This window comes from Trichococcus flocculiformis, assembly GCF_963662535.1.
GTDB lineage: Bacteria > Bacillota > Bacilli > Lactobacillales > Aerococcaceae > Trichococcus > Trichococcus flocculiformis.
The window spans coordinates 822,177-840,520 of the sequence record NZ_OY759718.1; the positions used below are offsets into that span (position 1 = coordinate 822,177).

General features: G+C 47.4%; 14 protein-coding genes and 3 rRNA genes. 15 read left to right on the forward strand and 2 right to left on the reverse strand.

Annotated features, from left to right (window positions below; all coding sequences use genetic code 11):
• The first annotated feature begins 51 nt into the window (after window positions 1–51).
• The 10 genes from ACKPCD_RS04230 (at window position 52) to rrf (ending at window position 11,457) form a co-directional block, all read left to right on the forward strand.
• On the forward strand, window positions 52–1,452 hold the full coding sequence (locus ACKPCD_RS04230; RefSeq protein WP_321434097.1) for a glycoside hydrolase family 1 protein: 1,401 nt from the start codon (window positions 52–54) through the stop codon (window positions 1,450–1,452).
• A gap of 196 nt (window positions 1,453–1,648) precedes the next feature.
• On the forward strand, window positions 1,649–2,959 hold the full coding sequence (locus ACKPCD_RS04235) for a PTS sugar transporter subunit IIC (protein WP_321434098.1): 1,311 nt from the start codon (window positions 1,649–1,651) through the stop codon (window positions 2,957–2,959).
• A 66-nt stretch (window positions 2,960–3,025) separates the two neighbouring features.
• Window positions 3,026–3,346, forward strand: a complete 321-nt coding sequence (locus tag ACKPCD_RS04240) for a PTS sugar transporter subunit IIB (protein WP_068561597.1) — start codon at window positions 3,026–3,028, stop codon at window positions 3,344–3,346.
• A gap of 24 nt (window positions 3,347–3,370) precedes the next feature.
• Window positions 3,371–3,688: a PTS lactose/cellobiose transporter subunit IIA gene (locus ACKPCD_RS04245; RefSeq protein ID WP_068561596.1), complete on the forward strand. Its 318-nt coding sequence runs from the start codon at window positions 3,371–3,373 to the stop codon at window positions 3,686–3,688.
• Between the two features lie 101 nt (window positions 3,689–3,789).
• Window positions 3,790–5,226 carry a glycoside hydrolase family 1 protein gene (locus ACKPCD_RS04250; protein ID WP_321434099.1) on the forward strand — a complete coding sequence of 479 codons (1,437 nt, stop codon included), beginning with the start codon at window positions 3,790–3,792 and terminating at the stop codon, window positions 5,224–5,226.
• 138 nt (window positions 5,227–5,364) lie between these two features.
• A complete protein-coding gene (locus tag ACKPCD_RS04255) occupies window positions 5,365–5,685 on the forward strand; it encodes a PTS sugar transporter subunit IIB (RefSeq protein WP_068561594.1) in 321 nt (106 codons plus the stop codon).
• A gap of 28 nt (window positions 5,686–5,713) precedes the next feature.
• Complete coding sequence (locus tag ACKPCD_RS04260; protein WP_068561593.1) at window positions 5,714–6,031, forward strand: PTS lactose/cellobiose transporter subunit IIA; 318 nt, start codon at window positions 5,714–5,716, stop codon at window positions 6,029–6,031.
• Between the two features lie 531 nt (window positions 6,032–6,562).
• Window positions 6,563–8,121, forward strand: a 16S ribosomal RNA gene (locus ACKPCD_RS04265).
• A gap of 211 nt (window positions 8,122–8,332) precedes the next feature.
• Window positions 8,333–11,247 (forward strand): 23S ribosomal RNA (locus ACKPCD_RS04270).
• 94 nt (window positions 11,248–11,341) lie between these two features.
• Window positions 11,342–11,457: ribosomal RNA gene (gene rrf / locus ACKPCD_RS04275) — 5S ribosomal RNA — on the forward strand.
• Together the 16S, 23S and 5S rRNA genes form the textbook arrangement of a ribosomal RNA operon.
• 73 nt (window positions 11,458–11,530) lie before the next feature.
• Here rrf and ACKPCD_RS04280 read toward each other — a convergent pair.
• Window positions 11,531–12,142, reverse strand: a complete 612-nt coding sequence (locus ACKPCD_RS04280) for a CAP domain-containing protein (protein ID WP_321434100.1) — start codon at window positions 12,140–12,142, stop codon at window positions 11,531–11,533.
• A 204-nt stretch (window positions 12,143–12,346) separates the two neighbouring features.
• Between ACKPCD_RS04280 and ACKPCD_RS04285 the strand changes: the two genes are divergently transcribed.
• Window positions 12,347–13,198, forward strand: coding sequence for a DUF4352 domain-containing protein (locus ACKPCD_RS04285; protein ID WP_086988728.1), 852 nt, complete (start codon window positions 12,347–12,349; stop codon window positions 13,196–13,198).
• Window positions 13,199–13,324: 126 nt separating this feature from the next.
• On the opposite strand, the gene ACKPCD_RS04290 is transcribed toward ACKPCD_RS04285, so the two are convergent.
• Window positions 13,325–13,759 (reverse strand): universal stress protein, encoded by a 435-nt coding sequence (locus ACKPCD_RS04290; RefSeq protein ID WP_321434101.1) that lies wholly within the window; start codon window positions 13,757–13,759, stop codon window positions 13,325–13,327.
• A 181-nt stretch (window positions 13,760–13,940) separates the two neighbouring features.
• On the opposite strand from ACKPCD_RS04290, the gene ACKPCD_RS04295 reads away from it, so the two are divergent.
• The 4 genes from ACKPCD_RS04295 to ACKPCD_RS04310 all read left to right on the forward strand — a co-directional run bounded on the left by ACKPCD_RS04295 (window position 13,941) and on the right by ACKPCD_RS04310 (window position 18,263).
• Window positions 13,941–14,480 (forward strand): acyl-CoA thioesterase, encoded by a 540-nt coding sequence (locus ACKPCD_RS04295; RefSeq protein ID WP_276646929.1) that lies wholly within the window; start codon window positions 13,941–13,943, stop codon window positions 14,478–14,480.
• An 88-nt stretch (window positions 14,481–14,568) separates the two neighbouring features.
• Window positions 14,569–16,200 carry an NAD-dependent malic enzyme gene (locus ACKPCD_RS04300; protein WP_321434102.1) on the forward strand — a complete coding sequence of 544 codons (1,632 nt, stop codon included), beginning with the start codon at window positions 14,569–14,571 and terminating at the stop codon, window positions 16,198–16,200.
• 51 nt (window positions 16,201–16,251) lie between these two features.
• On the forward strand, window positions 16,252–17,613 hold the full coding sequence (gene fumC / locus ACKPCD_RS04305; protein WP_321434103.1) for a class II fumarate hydratase: 1,362 nt from the start codon (window positions 16,252–16,254) through the stop codon (window positions 17,611–17,613).
• 95 nt (window positions 17,614–17,708) lie between these two features.
• A complete protein-coding gene (locus ACKPCD_RS04310) occupies window positions 17,709–18,263 on the forward strand; it encodes a GNAT family N-acetyltransferase (protein WP_321434104.1) in 555 nt (184 codons plus the stop codon).
• Window positions 18,264–18,344: the final 81 nt, after the last annotated feature.

Here is an 18,344-nt window from a genome sequence, read left to right on the forward strand (position 1 = left end):
CTTAAAATATGTGGGCTTGCCCATTGTAAAGCGATTGGAAGGGATGAGAACATGTATCATAAGAAATTGAAGCCGTTTAAAGAAGGTTTTTTATGGGGATCCGCAACTAGTGCCTATCAAGTTGAAGGCGCTTGGGACGAAGATGGTAAAGGCCCATCGGTTCAGGATGTGAAGGAAATCGTTCCCGATACTTCCGATTTTAAGGTAGCCACTGACCATTACCACCACATGCAGGAAGATATTGCTTTGTTGGCAGAGATGGGCTTCAAAACCTATCGTTTCTCGATTTCATGGTCACGGGTCATTCCTGACGGGGATGGAGAAGTCAATCCGAAAGGCCTTCAGTTCTACAGCGATTTGATTGATGAATGTCTGAAATACGGTATCGAGCCTCTAGTGACGGTCTACCACTTTGACTTGCCGCAAGGACTTGCTGAAAAAGGTGGCTGGGAAAACCGCGCCACAATCGATGCTTTTGTCCGCTACTGCGATGTCCTCTTCGATAACTTAGGAGACCGCGTCAAATTATGGCTGACGATCAATGAACAGAACATGATGATCCTGCACGGCGCTGCAGTCGGTACAGGTGAAAGCACTCTGAAATCCTTGTACCAACAAAACCACCACATGCTGGTTGCGCAGGCGATGGTGATGAACAATTGCCACGAAAAATTGCCGAATGTGAAAATCGGACCGGCACCGAACATTTCGGCGGTCTATCCGAAATCGAACAACCCGGCGGACGTCCAAGCAGCCGATCTGTATACCGCAATCCGTAACTGGCTTTATCTTGATATCGCCGTGTATGGTGTATACAATCACCAAGTGTGGGCTTACCTGGAAGAAAATGAGGCTTTGCCTGATATGGAGCCGGGTGACTTGGAGATACTGAAATCCGCGGAATGCGACTTCATCGCCTTCAATTACTACAACAGCTCGACTGTTCAAGCCTATCCGGCCGGAACGGAACGCGCAACAGGCAAAAAAGATCAGCAGTTATCAGATAGCCAAGAAGGATTCTTTGCAGGATCCGACAATGAGCATCTTCCTTATACAGAATTCGGTTGGCAGATCGACCCTACTGGATTCCGCACGACGATTAACCAAATTTACTCTCGTTATCGCAAACCCCTGATCGTGACTGAAAACGGTTTAGGCGGTATTGATAAGCTGGAAGATGGAAAGGTCCATGATCATTATCGGATCGACTATCTCCGCAACCATATCGAACAGATGAACCTGGCTGTTACGGATGGAGCAGATGTGTTCGGCTACTGCACCTGGAGTGCAATCGACCTCATCAGTACCCACCAAGGGTTCCGCAAGCGCTATGGCTTTGTTTACGTCAACCGGGAAGACTTCGATCTGAAAGATCTGAAGAGATACCGGAAAGATAGTTTCTATTGGTACAAAGGAGTGATCGCGTCAAACGGGGAGAAACTGGAAGGTTAGATGTAGAAAGCAAGGAAAGTTTTTCGCTCCAACCGTTGTTGATAAAGAACAGCGGCAAATGAAGGCGAAAGACGAAGGCCCATTGTTCTGAGACTGACTGGCAGAATCCGGACAAGCAATCATATCAATTTATTTTACTGTTTTCGGAGACGGCACGCTGTCTTCACAAGTGTTCCTAACAGAGGAGGATTTTATTATGGATAAATTCTTAGATACATTACAAGAAAAATTAGGACCAATTGCTTATAAATTAAACGAAAACCGTTACCTTTCAGCAATCAAGAGTGGGTTCTTCGGAGCAATGTCCCTACTGATCATCGGATCGATTTTCCTGTTGTTCGCTAACTTGCCGATTCCTGGTTACGCCGACTTCATGGCAGGTATCTTCGGTGCCAACTGGACAGAATTCTTCATGGTTCCTTATAACATGACAATGAACATCATGACATTATTCGTTATGATCGGGATTTCCCAAGATTTGTCAAAACACTATGGCTTGGATGATCTGGCAGGAATCATCTACGGTATCGTAGGATTCCTTATCTTGACTCCAACACTATTGAGCGCAGACGATGCATCAGGAATCCCAATGGGTAACTTGAGCGCAAGCGGATTGTTCCTTGGTATGATGAGTGCTGTATTCGCAGTTGAAATCATCCGTTGGGTATTGGCTCGCGGCTGGAAATTAAGCATGCCTGATTCAGTACCATCAAACGTTGCAAAATCATTTGATGCTTTAATCCCTGGATTATTCGTTATTCTGATCTTCAACATCTTGCGTATGGTATTCGCTTTGACACCTTACGAAACAGCTCAATCATTCATCTTCGAAATCATCCAAGCACCACTGACTAGCTTAGGCGCAACATTGCCTGCAACTGTCTTGGTACTGATTTTGGAAACACTTTTGTTCTCATTCGGTCTTCACGGTCCAAACATCTTGGGTGCTGTAATGCAACCAATCTGGTTGACTCTGACTGCAGAAAATGCAGATGCTTACGCTGCAGGTGCTGAATTGCCGAACATCGTCAACTACCAATTCTATGCAAACTTCATTAAAATCGGTGGTGCCGGTTCAACATTAGGTTTGGCATTGCTTTGCTTGTTCGTAGCTAGATCGACTCAATTCAAAACACTCGGAAGATTAGCGATTGGACCTGGATTGTTCAACATCAATGAGCCTTTGATCTTCGGTATGCCAATCGTATTGAACCCAATCTTGATGATCCCATTCATCTTGACTCCAGTAATCTTGGCTATTCTTACTTACTTTGTGATGAGCATCGGTCTGGTTCCTCTTGCAAACGGGGTAAACATTCCTTGGACAACTCCTCCAGTATTCTCTGGTTTCTTGATCAGCGGATGGAGAGGTGCTGTATGGCAAATCATCGAAACAGTCATCAGTGCTGCAGTCTTCTACCCATTCTTCAAAATAGAAGACAACAAAGCATATAGTGTTGAAATCGGTGAAGTTGAAGCTGATGCTTCAGGAAACGTAGTAGCATAATCATATAACGTCAAAATGAGCCCCTTTCATAGGGGCTCAAATTAGATATAAGGATGGGGAAATCTTATGGCAGACAAAACAATCATGTTAGTATGTGCAGCTGGAATGAGCACCAGCTTACTAGTATCAAAAATGCAAAAAGCGGCGGTGGCACAAGGATTGGACGCTGATATTTTCGCAGTATCCGCTTCAGAAGCAGACGCACATTTGGCTAAGAAAAAAATCGACGTTCTGATGTTGGGACCTCAAGTCAAATACATGAAGAAACAATTCGAAGATAAAGTTGCCGGCACGGACACCAAAATGGATGTTATCAACATGCAAGACTACGGCATGATGAACGGCGAAAAAGTATTGAAAACAGCCCTCACTTTGATGGGACTATAATAAAAAGACTAAGGAGTTTATAACATGGCAGAACCAAAGAACCTGGATGTCATCATGCAGTTGATCATGCATGGAGGCGATGCAAAAGGAAATGCGATTGAAGCGATCGAAGCGGCAAAAGCAGGAGATTTTGCATTAGCGAACGAAAAAATCGGCGAATCGGAAAAAGCATTGGTGGAAGCCCATCATGCGCAGACCGGTCTGTTGACACAAGAAGCATCTGGAGATGCAGTGGAACTGTCGTTATTGATGGTCCATGGACAAGATCATTTGATGACGTCCATCGCATTCAAAGACTTGGCGAAAGAAATCGTCGAAATCTATGAGAAAATCGCAAAATAATCACTAGACACCAAACATAGATGGACCATGAACCTCTCATAGGATTGATGGTCCATTTTGCATTTTGAACATAAAAAACTAAACAGAAAGTGGGTTATACTATGCAGCACAAGAAAATGAAAGATTTTCCGGAAGATTTCCTATGGGGTTCTGCCTCGGCCGCATACCAAGTCGAGGGAGCTTGGGATGAAGATGGAAAAGGTGCATCTGTCTGGGACACCTTTGTCAGGATTCCCGGCAAGACATTTAAAGGAACGAACGGGGATGTAGCAGTTGATCACTACCATCGTTTCAAAGAAGATGTTGCATTGATGGCTGAACAGGGGCTGAAGGCTTATCGTTTTTCGATTGCTTGGAGCCGTATCTTCCCTCACAACATGAATGAAACGAACGAAAAAGGTCTGCAGTTCTATGATGATCTAATTGATGAGTTGCTGGCGAATCAAATCGAACCGGTTGTCACTTTGTATCATTGGGATATCCCACAATATCTGCAGGATGAGTATCTAGGCTGGGAATCGCGCCAGATCATCGAAGACTTTACCACCTACGCAGAAACCGTGTTCCGCAGATACGGCGATCGGGTAAAATATTGGGTATCCTTGAACGAACAAAATATTTTCATTTCCCATGGCTACATGATGGCGACCCATCCCCCGGCAGTCAAGGATCCGAAACGGATGTACCAAGCCAATCATCATGCGAACGTAGCGAATGCGGCAGCCATCAACAAATATCGGTCGCTTGGTATGCATGGGCAAATCGGGCCGAGTTTCGCTTACTCACCAGGCTATCCTATTGACGCACGCCCAGAAAACATTCTGGCAGCGGAGAACTTCGACGAAATGAACGCCTATTTTTGGATGGACGTCTATGCAAAAGGAGAATACCCTACCGTCATCTGGAATTGGTTGGAAGAAAACGATCTGCAGCCTGAGACCCGACCGGAAGATTTCAAGATACTGAAAGCAGGGAAACCTGATTTCATGGGCGTGAATTACTATCAGACATCAACGGTTGCCGCGAATCCATTGGATGGCGTCGGCATCGGCACACCGAATTATTCCGGCGAAAAGGGGAGTACCGAAAGAGGCGGAATTCCAGGCGTTTTCAAAGAAGTACTGAATCCATTCGTTGAAAAGACCAATTGGGATTGGGATATCGATCCGCTGGGCCTTCGCATCGCCTTACGTCGGATAAACAGTCGATACGGACTGCCGATACTGATAACCGAAAACGGACTGGGTGAATACGACAAGCTTGAAGAGGGACAGATTCATGACCAGTACCGGATCGATTATCTGAACGACCATGCCAAAGCAGTCCAGGAAGCCATCACAGATGGCGTGAAAGTGCTCGGATATTGCACTTGGAGTTATACCGACCTTTTAAGTTGGCTGAACGGGTATCAAAAGCGTTATGGGTTTGTTTATGTGGACCGAGATGAAGAAAGTCCGAAAGAGTTGAAACGATACAAAAAGGCCAGTTATTACTGGTACAAAGAGGTCATAGAACAAAACGGCAAGAATCTGAAGTAGTGTCCTCTCTCCACGAAACCCGAAAGAAAGCGGTGTGGTGAAAACGTTTGAAAGTTTATGAAAGTGTTTTCGACAAACGCTATCATGTGTGTTATAATAATCGCATAGCAAATTATTTTATGGATGGAGAGAATGAATATGGCAGACAAAACAATCATGTTAGTATGTGCAGCTGGAATGAGCACCAGCTTACTAGTATCAAAAATGCAAAAAGCGGCGGCAGCGCAAGGATTGGATGCTGAAATTTTCGCAGTATCCGCTTCAGAAGCAGACGCACATTTGGCCAAGAAAAAAATCGATGTCCTGATGCTGGGACCGCAAGTTAAATACATGAAAAAACAATTCGAAGATAAAGTTGCCGGAACGGACACAAAAATGGATGTCATCAACATGCAGGACTACGGCATGATGAACGGCGAAAAAGTATTGAAAACAGCTCTAACGTTAATGGGTGAATAAACAAAACAACACTGAAGGAGTCTATAACATGGCAGAACCAAAGAACCTGGATGTCATCATGCAGTTGATCATGCATGGAGGCGATGCAAAAGGAAATGCGATTGAAGCGATCGAAGCGGCAAAAGCAGGAGATTTTGCATTAGCGAACGAAAAAATCGGCGAATCGGAAAAAGCATTGGTGGAAGCCCATCATGCGCAGACCGGTCTGTTGACACAAGAAGCATCTGGAGATGCAGTGGAACTGTCGTTATTGATGGTCCATGGACAAGATCATTTGATGACGTCCATCGCATTCAAAGACTTGGCGAAAGAAATCGTCGAAATCTATGAGAAAATCAGTAAATAATAAAATAGATGCATGCGGATATCCGGCGAAAACCGGATATCCGCTTTTTTATTATTCTTTTTTGGGAGAGTGCATATAATGAAGGAACTCATAAATAGTGTCATTTATTCGAGGCTTTGGATTTTTATCTTCTAAAAAATGTTGACAATGAGAGGTGTCGGGTGGTAGTATTTAGAAGTTGTCCACGAGAGCAAATAAAACAATTGAAAATAATTGTTTACATGCAATCGTGATGGTGATAAGATATAAAAGTTGCTGCTTCGAGCGACCTTCAATAAATCTTTTTGAAAAATATTTCAAAAAATGCTTGACGGATAAACGAGGCCGTGATAACATGAGTAAGCAATCACGTAATGCGTGATGCGCGATTGACCTTTGAAAACTGAACAAAGAATGAACGAACCAAATGTGCAGGGAGCTTCGATTTCGGTCGAGGCAAACGAAGGCGATACATCGTATCGCAAACATAAAGTCAGCAAGAAATTAAGAGCTATTCAGCTTTTCATGAGGGTTTCTGTACAAGAGCCCACATTACATGAGAGTTTGATCCTGGCTCAGGACGAACGCTGGCGGCGTGCCTAATACATGCAAGTCGAACGGTCTTTTCTATGGAAGCTTGCTTCCACTGAGAAGATAGTGGCGAACGGGTGAGTAACACGTGGGTAACCTGCCCATAAGAGGGGGATAACATCCGGAAACGGGTGCTAATACCGCATAGTTTTCTTGATCGCATGATCGGGAAAGGAAAGACGGCCTTTGTGCTGTCGCTTATGGATGGACCCGCGGCGTATTAGTTAGTTGGTGAGGTAACGGCTCACCAAGACGATGATACGTAGCCGACCTGAGAGGGTGATCGGCCACATTGGGACTGAGACACGGCCCAAACTCCTACGGGAGGCAGCAGTAGGGAATCTTCCGCAATGGACGAAAGTCTGACGGAGCAACGCCGCGTGAGTGAAGAAGGTTTTCGGATCGTAAAACTCTGTTGTCAGAGAAGAACAAGTTGGAGAGTAACTGCTCCAGCCTTGACGGTATCTGACCAGAAAGCCACGGCTAACTACGTGCCAGCAGCCGCGGTAATACGTAGGTGGCAAGCGTTGTCCGGATTTATTGGGCGTAAAGCGAGCGCAGGCGGTTCCTTAAGTCTGATGTGAAAGCCCACGGCTCAACCGTGGAAGGTCATTGGAAACTGGGGAACTTGAGTGCAGAAGAGGAGAGTGGAATTCCATGTGTAGCGGTGAAATGCGTAGATATATGGAGGAACACCAGTGGCGAAGGCGACTCTCTGGTCTGTAACTGACGCTGAGGCTCGAAAGCGTGGGGAGCAAACAGGATTAGATACCCTGGTAGTCCACGCCGTAAACGATGAGTGCTAAGTGTTGGAGGGTTTCCACCCTTCAGTGCTGCAGCTAACGCATTAAGCACTCCGCCTGGGGAGTACGGCCGCAAGGCTGAAACTCAAAGGAATTGACGGGGACCCGCACAAGCGGTGGAGCATGTGGTTTAATTCGAAGCAACGCGAAGAACCTTACCAGGTCTTGACATCCTTTGACAATCCTAGAGATAGGACTTTCTCTTCGGGGACAAAGTGACAGGTGGTGCATGGTTGTCGTCAGCTCGTGTCGTGAGATGTTGGGTTAAGTCCCGCAACGAGCGCAACCCCTATTGTTAGTTGCCAGCATTCAGTTGGGCACTCTAATGAGACTGCCGGTGACAAACCGGAGGAAGGTGGGGATGACGTCAAATCATCATGCCCCTTATGACCTGGGCTACACACGTGCTACAATGGATGGTACAACGAGCAGCAAGACCGCGAGGTCAAGCGAATCTCTTAAAGCCATTCTCAGTTCGGATTGCAGGCTGCAACTCGCCTGCATGAAGCCGGAATCGCTAGTAATCGCGGATCAGCACGCCGCGGTGAATACGTTCCCGGGTCTTGTACACACCGCCCGTCACACCACGAGAGTTTGTAACACCCGAAGTCGGTGAGGTAACCTTTATGGAGCCAGCCGCCTAAGGTGGGACAGATGATTGGGGTGAAGTCGTAACAAGGTAGCCGTATCGGAAGGTGCGGCTGGATCACCTCCTTTCTAAGGAATATAATGGAATCCTTGCTTGGTTCAATCATTCTTTGTTCAGTTTTGAGAGATCAATCTCTCAAGCAAGAAAAAGTTGTTCTTTGAAAACTGAATACTACAAAAATAAAGTAAGAAACCTAAACATTTTACCGCGTTTTAAGTTGACTTAAATGAGTTTTTAACGAAATAAGTTAGCAAGCCAGCAATGGCGAGCTTAACCATAGGTTAAGTGAATAAGGGCGCACGGTGGATGCCTAGGCACTAGGAGCCGATGAAGGACGGGACTAACACCGATATGCTCCGGGGAGCTGTAAGTAAGCTTTGATCCGGAGATTTCCGAATGGGGCAACCCAATATCTTTGATAGGATATTACGTTACACTGAATACATAGGTGTATCGAGGAACACGCAGGGAACTGAAACATCTCATTACCTGCAGGAAGAGAAAGAAAATTCGATTCCCTTAGTAGCGGCGAGCGAAACGGGAAAAGCCCAAACCAAAGAGCTTGCTCTTTGGGGTTGTAGGACTGGGACATGAGACTGCAATGGATAGCAGAAGCCAACTGGAAAGTTGCGCAACATAGGGTAATAGCCCCGTATGCGAAATCCAAATCAGCTCTACCAGTATCCTGAGTACGGCGGAACACGAGAAATTCCGTCGGAATCCGGGAGGACCATCTCCCAAGGCTAAATACTCCCTAGTGACCGATAGTGAACCAGTACCGTGAGGGAAAGGTGAAAAGCACCCCGGAAGGGGAGTGAAACAGTACCTGAAACCGTGTGCCTACAAGTAGTCAAAGCCCGTTAATGGGTGATGGCGTACCTTTTGTAGAATGGACCGGCGAGTTACGATTTCATGCAAGGTTAAGTTGAAAAGACGGAGCCGCAGCGAAAGCGAGTCTGAATAGGGCGAATAAGTATGAGGTCGTAGACCCGAAACCAAGTGACCTACCCATGTCCAGGTTGAAGGTGCGGTAATACGCACTGGAGGACCGAACCCACGCACGTTGAAAAGTGCGGGGATGAGGTGTGGGTAGCGGAGAAATTCCAATCGAACTTGGAGATAGCTGGTTCTCTCCGAAATAGCTTTAGGGCTAGCCTCGGATATGCGAATCATGGAGGTAGAGCACTGTTTGGACTAGGGGCCCTTCTCGGGTTACCGAATTCAGATAAACTCCGAATGCCATTGATTTAGATCCGGGAGTCAGACTGCGAGTGATAAGATCCGTAGTCAAAAGGGAAACAGCCCAGACCACCAGCTAAGGTCCCAAAGTATCTGTTAAGTGGAAAAGGATGTGGGGTTGCACAGACAACTAGGATGTTGGCTCAGAAGCAGCCATCATTTAAAGAGTGCGTAATAGCTCACTAGTCGAGTGACCCTGCGCCGAAAATTTACCGGGGCTAAACAGATCACCGAAGCTGTGGATGGAACCCAATGGGTTCCGTGGTAGGAGAGCGTTCTAAGGGCATCGAAGCCAGATCGTGAGGACTGGTGGAGCGCTTAGAAGTGAGAATGCCGGTATGAGTAGCGCAAGACGGGTGAGAATCCCGTCCACCGAATAACTAAGGTTTCCTGGGGAAGGCTCGTCCTCCCAGGGTTAGTCGGGACCTAAGCTGAGGCCGATAGGCGTAGGCGATGGACAACAGGTTGATATTCCTGTACCAGTTGCTTTTGTTTGAGCGATGGAGGGACGCAGGAGGCTAAGGAATGCACACGATCGGAAATGTGTGTCCAAGCAGCAAGTCTGAGAACGAGTGAAATGCTTTTTCTCTCAAGGACAAGCTGTGATGGGGAGCGAAATTTAGTAGCGAAGTTCCTGATGTCACACTGCCAAGAAAAGCTTCTAGTGAGAAAGTAACTGCCCGTACCGCAAACCGACACAGGTAGTTGAGGAGAGAATCCTAAGGTGTGCGAGAGAACTCTCGTTAAGGAACTCGGCAAAATGACCCCGTAACTTCGGGAGAAGGGGTGCTGACCGCAAGGTCAGCCGCAGTGAATAGGCCCAAGCGACTGTTTATCAAAAACACAGGTCTCTGCAAAATCGAAAGATGACGTATAGGGGCTGACGCCTGCCCGGTGCTGGAAGGTTAAGAGGAGAGGTTAGCGCAAGCGAAGCTTTGAATTGAAGCCCCAGTAAACGGCGGCCGTAACTATAACGGTCCTAAGGTAGCGAAATTCCTTGTCGGGTAAGTTCCGACCCGCACGAAAGGCGTAACGATTTGGGCACTGTCTCAACGAGAGACTCGGTGAAATTATAGTACCAGTGAAGATGCTGGTTACCCGCGACAGGACGGAAAGACCCCATGGAGCTTTACTGCAGTTTGATATTGCGTGTTTGTATCACATGTACAGGATAGGTAGGAGCCGAAGATACCGGGACGCCAGTCTCGGAGGAGGCAACGGTGGGATACTACCCTTGTGATATGACCACTCTAACCCGCTGCTCTTAGCGAGCAGGGAGACAGTGTCAGACGGGCAGTTTGACTGGGGCGGTCGCCTCCAAAAATGTAACGGAGGCGCCCAAAGGTTCCCTCAGAATGGTTGGAAATCATTCGTAGAGTGTAAAGGCAGAAGGGAGCTTGACTGCGAGACCTACAAGTCGAGCAGGGACGAAAGTCGGGCTTAGTGATCCGGTGGTTCCGCATGGAAGGGCCATCGCTCAACGGATAAAAGCTACCCTGGGGATAACAGGCTTATCTCCCCCAAGAGTTCACATCGACGGGGAGGTTTGGCACCTCGATGTCGGCTCATCGCATCCTGGGGCTGTAGTCGGTCCCAAGGGTTGGGCTGTTCGCCCATTAAAGCGGTACGCGAGCTGGGTTCAGAACGTCGTGAGACAGTTCGGTCCCTATCCGTCGCGGGCGTTGGAAATTTGAGAGGAGCTGTCCTTAGTACGAGAGGACCGGGATGGACACACCGCTGGTGTACCAGTTGTTCTGCCAAGAGCATCGCTGGGTAGCTATGTGTGGACGGGATAAACGCTGAAAGCATCTAAGCGTGAAGCCCCCCTCAAGATGAGATTTCCCATCACTTTAAGTGAGTAAGACCTCTGAGAGATGATCAGGTAGATAGGTTGGGAGTGGAAGTACAGCGATGTATGGAGCGGACCAATACTAATCGGTCGAGGACTTAACCAATTTTTAAAAAGAAGAAAACTCAAGCGGTGTTTTCGGAATCCCTTTACTTTTGTAGATTCAGTTTTGAGAGAACAATGTTCTCTAATTAAAAATGTGCGGTGACGATGGCAAGAAGGTCACACCTGTTCCCATCTCGAACACAGAAGTTAAGCTTCTTAGCGCCGATTGTAGTGAAGGGTTTCCCTTTGTGAGACTAGGACGTTGCCGCGCAAATGAAAAGCAAGCATGCAGGATATTCCTGATGCTTGCTTTTTTTTTGCGTTTTTTTGGGGATCACTCCCAGTTATTGATTTTGTTTCCCAAACAGCTGCACAGCATACAGAAATTCTCCGTCATAATGGACACCGATGCCTACCTCACGGAAATCGGGATGAATCATATTGGCGTAATGGCCTTCGCTTTCCATCCAACCTTTGAACAAAAATTCGGCCATACTTGCTTCGTCCTTGAAATAGGTCGCCATTGCCAGATTTTCTCCGACCGTTTGATAAGGGTACCAGTAATCATCGGTCTGGATGACCGTGTAAAAATCGGTTCCATCCGGACGGGTGTGCGAAAACGATGTCTGGGTTTCAATGGCCCGGTGATCAGCCGCCGCTTTAAGCGTTTCGTTCTTTGTAAGGAGAAGCAAGCCTTGCTCCAGACGAAGCTCATTCAGTAAAACCATGATTTTATCTTCCACAAGGGTATAGTCGATTTCTTCAGGTCGGGTGAAAGGCGCTATGAGCAGGTCAATGCCTTCAGGGCTTGTCAGCACTTGAATTTTCTCAGCCACATCCGTTTGTACTGCTTGCTCGAGAAACGGGAATTTTTCGTTCAAAATATTACGGTTTATTCCGTATCCTACCAACAATGCTGCTATGCCAGTGAAAAGCAGGCCTCTAATGATTCGCATCCGCACCGTTCCTTTCAGATTTTCGGATAGTTTATTACTGGAAAAATATCCGGCAAATTCAAGTATGTTTCCATTATAGTCAATTCTCCGCACAATGTCTTGAAGAAAGTCTGGGATTCGTTTTTTGATTGATAATTTGCTAAAATGGGGGTAAGAATCGAAAGATGGAGATCTGTTGTGCGGATTGCGGGAGGGGGAATTCCTATGAATAAAAGGTTTGGATTGCTGCTTGTTGTCTGTGTCGGTGTTTTTGCTGCCTGCCAAAATGAATCTGAAACCGAAGATTCTTTGGTGAGCGAACAATCTTCGGTTTCTGCCGAAGCTGAGAAAAGTGTAACTAAAACGATCCTTTTTTCAAGTGGTGTTGAGGATGGAATCACCAGAGGCGATAAATATAACTATTTTGCGTTAGAAGGCAATGCTGAAGGTTATGATCAAGTGACCACCATCATCGAAGGGACGGCTGTCGACTATCGCGAGACGAACAACGTATGGGAATTCGATTATCCTTATCAAGGACCCAGTATTGAAACAGAAATCACCTTCACGACGGATACATCCGTCATATATGGCGATACTGGGATTAAACTGGCAGACCTTGCGCCTGAAAGTTATGTCACCATAACTTTCATACCTAATGAGAACCCAACGATAACTCCGCCTGCTTTTACGGTCAATGAGGGTGAAGCGCAAAACTTTTTGAGCGACGATTCCGGGATAAATGAGTTGGTGACGGTAACGGAAATCCGGGAAATAGATGCGCTGGAGGAACTCAACCCGCTTGGGGAAAAACTATTGGAAGTAGAAGTACAATACGTCAACAATGGCAGTGTCGATACCTACATCGCTCCCAACTATTTTTCGGCGCTTGATGCCGAGGGGAAAATTCTCCCTTTGCGCTACACCCATTTCTGGTTGCATACTGTCGCACCCGGGGAGTCCTTTACAGATAAGATTTATTTTGACATCACCAGTGAAGGGCCTTACGCGATCCAATTTTTTGATGGCGCTTGGATCGACAGCGAGGAAGTTGGCGAGACAGTCAATGATATCTAGCTGACTGAAGGATACCAAAAACTACGGTAAAACGTCCTATACAAGGAAACAGCCTTGTGCAGCTTAAGCTGTACAGGGCTGTTCTTACGTTTTCTGAGGTACGGCTGCAAAAATAGTGCGCTACTTTTAGGTACGGACAACCAAAACATCACACGGTGCATGACGGACCACGTAGTTAGAGACCGATCCAACAAAAGCCCTGGTGATCGCACCTTTGCCGGTCGCTCCGATGACGATAAGATCGATGTTGTATTCTTTCGGAAATGCTTCAGCGATGAGCGTCATTGGATTGCCGTTGGTTACAGACTTCTTGACTTCAATCCCTTCATTTAGGGCGAATGTCATCATTTCATCGAGGAATTCATATTCCATGTCCTTGTATGCTTCCGTCAATCTGGATTCATATTCAGGGCTAAGAGGAACATTTCTTGTGTCCTTAACGTAGATAAGGTGCAACGCGGCGTTATTACGTTGGGCAATGGCAACAGCTTTTTTGAACGAATCTTCTGACTGACCTGAACCGTCAACGGGAACCAAAATATTTTTGTATTCTGCTAACATTTCTACCCGCTCCTTTTTTGAATTTGTTCAGAAAACGCTTCCTATACTCATTTTACAACAACCCTGTTTGAAAAGGAAGCCGGGAAGCGGTGACAAAAATTAGAATTATTTGGCAGAACTGTTAATCGGAAATGAAGCATGCTAAAATGAATTTACGAAAAAGAAAGGGTTGAAGGCGGATATGACGGAAACGAACCATGAACAGGAGATCAGATATTGCAGGCAGACGAAGGTGATTCAGACACATCACGTCTTTCCGTTCGATTCAAATTACCACGGTACTTTGTTCGGAGGCAAACTGATGAGCATGATCGATGATTGTGCGGCAATTTCCGGAGAGCGTTTCGGTCGTACGACCAATGTGACCGCATCGGTGGACACATTGAACTTCATCAAGCCACTTCCTACTGGGCACTCGGTCTGCATCGATACGTTTGTTTCGGGAGCTGGGAAGACATCAATGGAAATCTTCACAAAAGTTACCGGAGAAAATCTTCGGACGGGTGAACGGTATTTGGCAGCGACCTGCTTTTTGACCTTTGTGGCGCTTCCTGATGGGAATGGGCAAAAGGTTTCTCTTCCGAAAATCGTACCGGAAACGGTCGAGGAAAAATTCATCAACAGCGGATATGAAGAAAGACGGAAAAAGCGAAGAGCCGATCTGGACTACCAAAAACAGCTACATGAACATCTCACGATAGAAATACCTTGGGCGGATTAGCACTTGTAGACAAAATAAGCGCGGCAAGCCTTGATTTGAAAAGCGTGGAAAGAAATACATACAAATGATGGAGCAGGAGTGTGTCAACGTGTCGAAAACTAACGGAAAAGATTTATTGGGTCAGCCATTTTTGAATAAAGGGACCGCATTCACTTTGGAAGAACGAGCAACATTAGGGCTGGAAGGTTTATTGCCGACCGAAGTGCGTACCTTGGAAGAACAAGGGGAGATTGTCTATGCGCAACTGGGCCAACTGACTGATGCTTATTCCAAACAGAAGCATCTGATGAATATCTACGCCCAGAACCGCGTGCTTTTTTACCATGTCATCGGGAAACACGTGACCGAGTTGTTGCCGGTCATCTATACGCCGACCATCGCCGACACAGTCATGAATTATTCGCGGGATTACCAAATTCCCCAGGATGCGGTCTACTTGGATGTGAATCGTCCGGAAGCGATCCGCACCGCTTTGCTGAACGGCTGCATAGGCATGGATGAAGAAATCAAAATGATGGTCATCACGGATGGCGAAGGGGTGCTGGGCATCGGCGATTGGGGCATCCAAGGCATCGCGATTTCGATTGGAAAACTGGCTGTATACACCGTCGCTTCGGGATTGAATCCGCAACAGGTCTTGCCGATCGTGATTGATGCGGGCACAAACAACGAGCAGCTGCTGGAGGATCCGTTCTATCTCGGCAATAAGCACAAACGTGTGACAGGAGAGGCGTATTACCCATTCATCGAAAAGTTCGTTGAAGAGGCATCAGCGCTGTTCCCGGATGTGTTGTTCCACTGGGAAGACTTCGGCCGCGACAATGCCGCCAATATACTGGAGCAGTACCGCGATAAAATCTGTACGTTCAATGATGACATCCAGGGGACCGGCGTGATGATGGCGGCTGCGATGGATTCAGTGGTCCGGATCACCGATAAGCCGATCACGGAACACAAAATCCTTGTTTTCGGAGGCGGGACTGCCGGTGTCGGTGTATCCGACCAAATCCTCATGGAGATGGTGCTGCAAGGTGCCGACAGCCAGGAAGCCCGCAAACAGTTTTACATGGTCGACCGCTATGGGCTGGTCACTGATGACATGGCGGATCTTACGCCGGGTCAGCAAAAATATGCGCGCGCTGCGGCTGAGTTCTCCGCACCATTGAACGATTTGGCTGAAATCATCGAAGCGGTCAAACCGACCGTGCTGATTGGTACATCAGGCCAAGCCGGTGCCTTTACGCAAGCGGTCGTCGAAAAGATGGCAGCATACAATGAACGTCCGGCCATCATGCCGATCTCGAATCCGACCAGATTATGCGAAGCAAAGGCTTCGGATGTCATTGCTTGGTCCGAGGGGAGAGCGTTGGTCGTTACCGGCAGCCCATCCGATCCGATCGCATACAATGGCGTGGACTATAAAATCGGCCAGGCGAACAATGCCTTATTGTACCCAGGTTTAGGCTTCGGGATCGTCATCGCAAAAGCCAAGACAGTGACGGACAGAATGCTGTCCGCTGCCGCGCACGGCATCACTTCCCTACAGAACTTGGATGAAGCGGGAGCAGCGATTTTGCCGCCGGTTTCCCAGTTGCGCGAAGCCTCGAAATTGGTTGCGGCAGCCGTCATCCAAGCAGCTATCGAAGATGGAGTAAATGGTGTTGAAATAACGGATCCGATGGAAGCTGTCGAAGCTGCCATCTGGAAAGCGGAATATTAGGACAAAAAGCACGTCCAAAAACGGAAGAGCCGACAGGAAGGAACGGGATGAATGGAATATAGAATTGAACATGACTCATTAGGGGAAGTAAAAGTTGCAGCGGATAAATTATGGGGTGCACAGACGCAACGCAGTCTGGAAAATTTTAAGATCGGAATCGAAAAAATTCCGATGGAAGTCATCTATGCATTGGTCGAAATCAAGCGTGCTGCCGCGGCATCAAACCATGAAGTCGGCTTATTGGATGAGACCGTTACAAAAGGCATCCTTTTGGCGGCTGATGAAGTGCTTGAAGGCAAATGGGACGATCAATTTCCGTTATCCGTATGGCAGACCGGAAGCGGCACGCAATCCAATATGAATGTGAACGAAGTGCTGGCGAACCGAGGCAACCAGCTAGTTGACGGCGGCATCCACCCAAACGACCATGTGAATAAAGGTCAGAGCTCCAATGATACATTCCCGGCTGCTATGCACATCGCCGGCGTGCTGTACATAAAAAACAAACTGTACCCGGCGATTGAGCAGTTGATCGGCACGCTGACTCGTTTGGAGCAGGAAAATGCAGCGATCGTCAAATTGGGGCGTACCCATCTGCAGGATGCGACGCCATTGACATTAGGCCAGGAAATCAGCGCATGGCGCGTCATGCTGGAGGAAACGAAGTCCATGATCGAGGACTCCTTGAAATACATGCGACAAGTAGCCTTAGGCGGCACAGCGGTCGGAACGGGGTTGAACGCGGATCCAATCTTCATCCAAAAAACGATCGAAAAGGTTGCGGAGCGCACGGGCGAGGCATTCGTTGGAGCAGAGAACAAATTCCATGCACTGACCAGCAAGGATGCTTTTGTGCATACGCATGGGGCGGTTAAAGCGCTGGCGGCCAATTTCTACAAGATCGCAAATGATGTCCGTTGGCTGGCGAGCGGCCCGAGAAGCGGCATCGGCGAAATCAGCATCCCGATGAATGAGCCGGGAAGTTCGATCATGCCCGGAAAAGTCAATCCTACCCAATCCGAAGCGGTAACGATGGCCTGCATCCAAGTGATGGGCAACGACAGCGCCATCGGCTTTGCGGCTTCGCAAGGTTCGTTCCAGCTGAATACTTATATGCCGCTCATCGTGAACAGCTTCATGCAGTCTGTCCGCCTGCTTGCGGATGCACTGATCAGTTTTGATGAAAACTGCGCGAGCGGAATCAAGGCGGAACAGGATAAAATCAACCATAACCTGACCAATTCCTTGATGCTGGTGACTGCTTTGAACCCGTACATCGGTTATGAGAAAGCAGCCAAGATCGCCCAGAAGGCTTTTGTGGACGGCACTTCCTTGAAAGAGGCGGCTGTCGCGATGGGGCATGTCACTGCTGAAGAGTTCGATCAGTACGTGGATCCGATGAAGATGGTTTAATTTTTTCGGCGAAGTGCGGATCGGCAGGCAAGTCCAGTCGATCCGCCTTTGTTGTCTATTGTTTTGAAACAGGTCAAACACAGGAGGCCCTAAATATGGATATAACCTTAGAATTGATGAAGCACAGAACCCTGGAAGGTGATCGGATTTTTTTGCGTCCAGTCGGGTTGGCGGATGCTCCGGATATGTTCGAGTATGCTTCCGATGAGGAAACGACCCGATTTGTTTTCGAAACGCATCGTAATCGGGCGATGACGGAAGAGGCCATCGCGAATTACTTTCTGGCTGCGCCGGCAGGAAAGTATGCAATTGTAGTGCAGGACACAAAAAAGATGATCGGAACGATCGATATCCGTCCGAATGCGACTGACCGTATCGCAGAAATCGGCTACACCTTAAACAAGGCTTACCGCGGGAATGGCTATATGACGGAAGCAGGCAAGCTCATCACGGCTTTGGCTTTTGAAGTTTTGAAACTGGAAAAAGTCTTTGCGATGCATGACATGCTTAACCCGGCTTCCGGAGAAGTGATGAAGCGTATCGGAATGCATCCGGAAGGCGTATTACGCAGACATAAAGTCTTCAAAGGGCGCAGCTGCGATATGGCTTATTACGGAATTTTGAAGGATGAGTATTTTCAGCAAGCATGAGAAGACTGAACCGTAAAAAAGCATTGCTATTTCGGAGTTTTTTTCATACAATAGGTAGTGATTGAGCGTAAGGAACAGTAG

Bases quoted from the DNA above. Each gene is read 5' to 3' on its own strand.
- ACKPCD_RS04230 (WP_321434097.1), top strand. From the start codon at position 52: ATGTATCATAAGAAATTGAAGCCGTTTAAAGAAGGTTTTTTATGGGGA.
- ACKPCD_RS04235 (WP_321434098.1), top strand. From the start codon at position 1,649: ATGGATAAATTCTTAGATACATTACAAGAAAAATTAGGACCAATTGCT.
- ACKPCD_RS04240 (WP_068561597.1), top strand. From the start codon at position 3,026: ATGGCAGACAAAACAATCATGTTAGTATGTGCAGCTGGAATGAGCACC.
- ACKPCD_RS04245 (WP_068561596.1), top strand. From the start codon at position 3,371: ATGGCAGAACCAAAGAACCTGGATGTCATCATGCAGTTGATCATGCAT.
- ACKPCD_RS04250 (WP_321434099.1), top strand. From the start codon at position 3,790: ATGCAGCACAAGAAAATGAAAGATTTTCCGGAAGATTTCCTATGGGGT.
- ACKPCD_RS04255 (WP_068561594.1), top strand. From the start codon at position 5,365: ATGGCAGACAAAACAATCATGTTAGTATGTGCAGCTGGAATGAGCACC.
- ACKPCD_RS04260 (WP_068561593.1), top strand. From the start codon at position 5,714: ATGGCAGAACCAAAGAACCTGGATGTCATCATGCAGTTGATCATGCAT.
- ACKPCD_RS04280 (WP_321434100.1), bottom strand. From the start codon at position 12,142: ATGCGAATCATTAGAGGCCTGCTTTTCACTGGCATAGCAGCATTGTTG.
- ACKPCD_RS04285 (WP_086988728.1), top strand. From the start codon at position 12,347: ATGAATAAAAGGTTTGGATTGCTGCTTGTTGTCTGTGTCGGTGTTTTT.
- ACKPCD_RS04290 (WP_321434101.1), bottom strand. From the start codon at position 13,759: ATGTTAGCAGAATACAAAAATATTTTGGTTCCCGTTGACGGTTCAGGT.
- ACKPCD_RS04295 (WP_276646929.1), top strand. From the start codon at position 13,941: ATGACGGAAACGAACCATGAACAGGAGATCAGATATTGCAGGCAGACG.
- fumC (WP_321434103.1), top strand. From the start codon at position 16,252: ATGGAATATAGAATTGAACATGACTCATTAGGGGAAGTAAAAGTTGCA.
- ACKPCD_RS04310 (WP_321434104.1), top strand. From the start codon at position 17,709: ATGGATATAACCTTAGAATTGATGAAGCACAGAACCCTGGAAGGTGAT.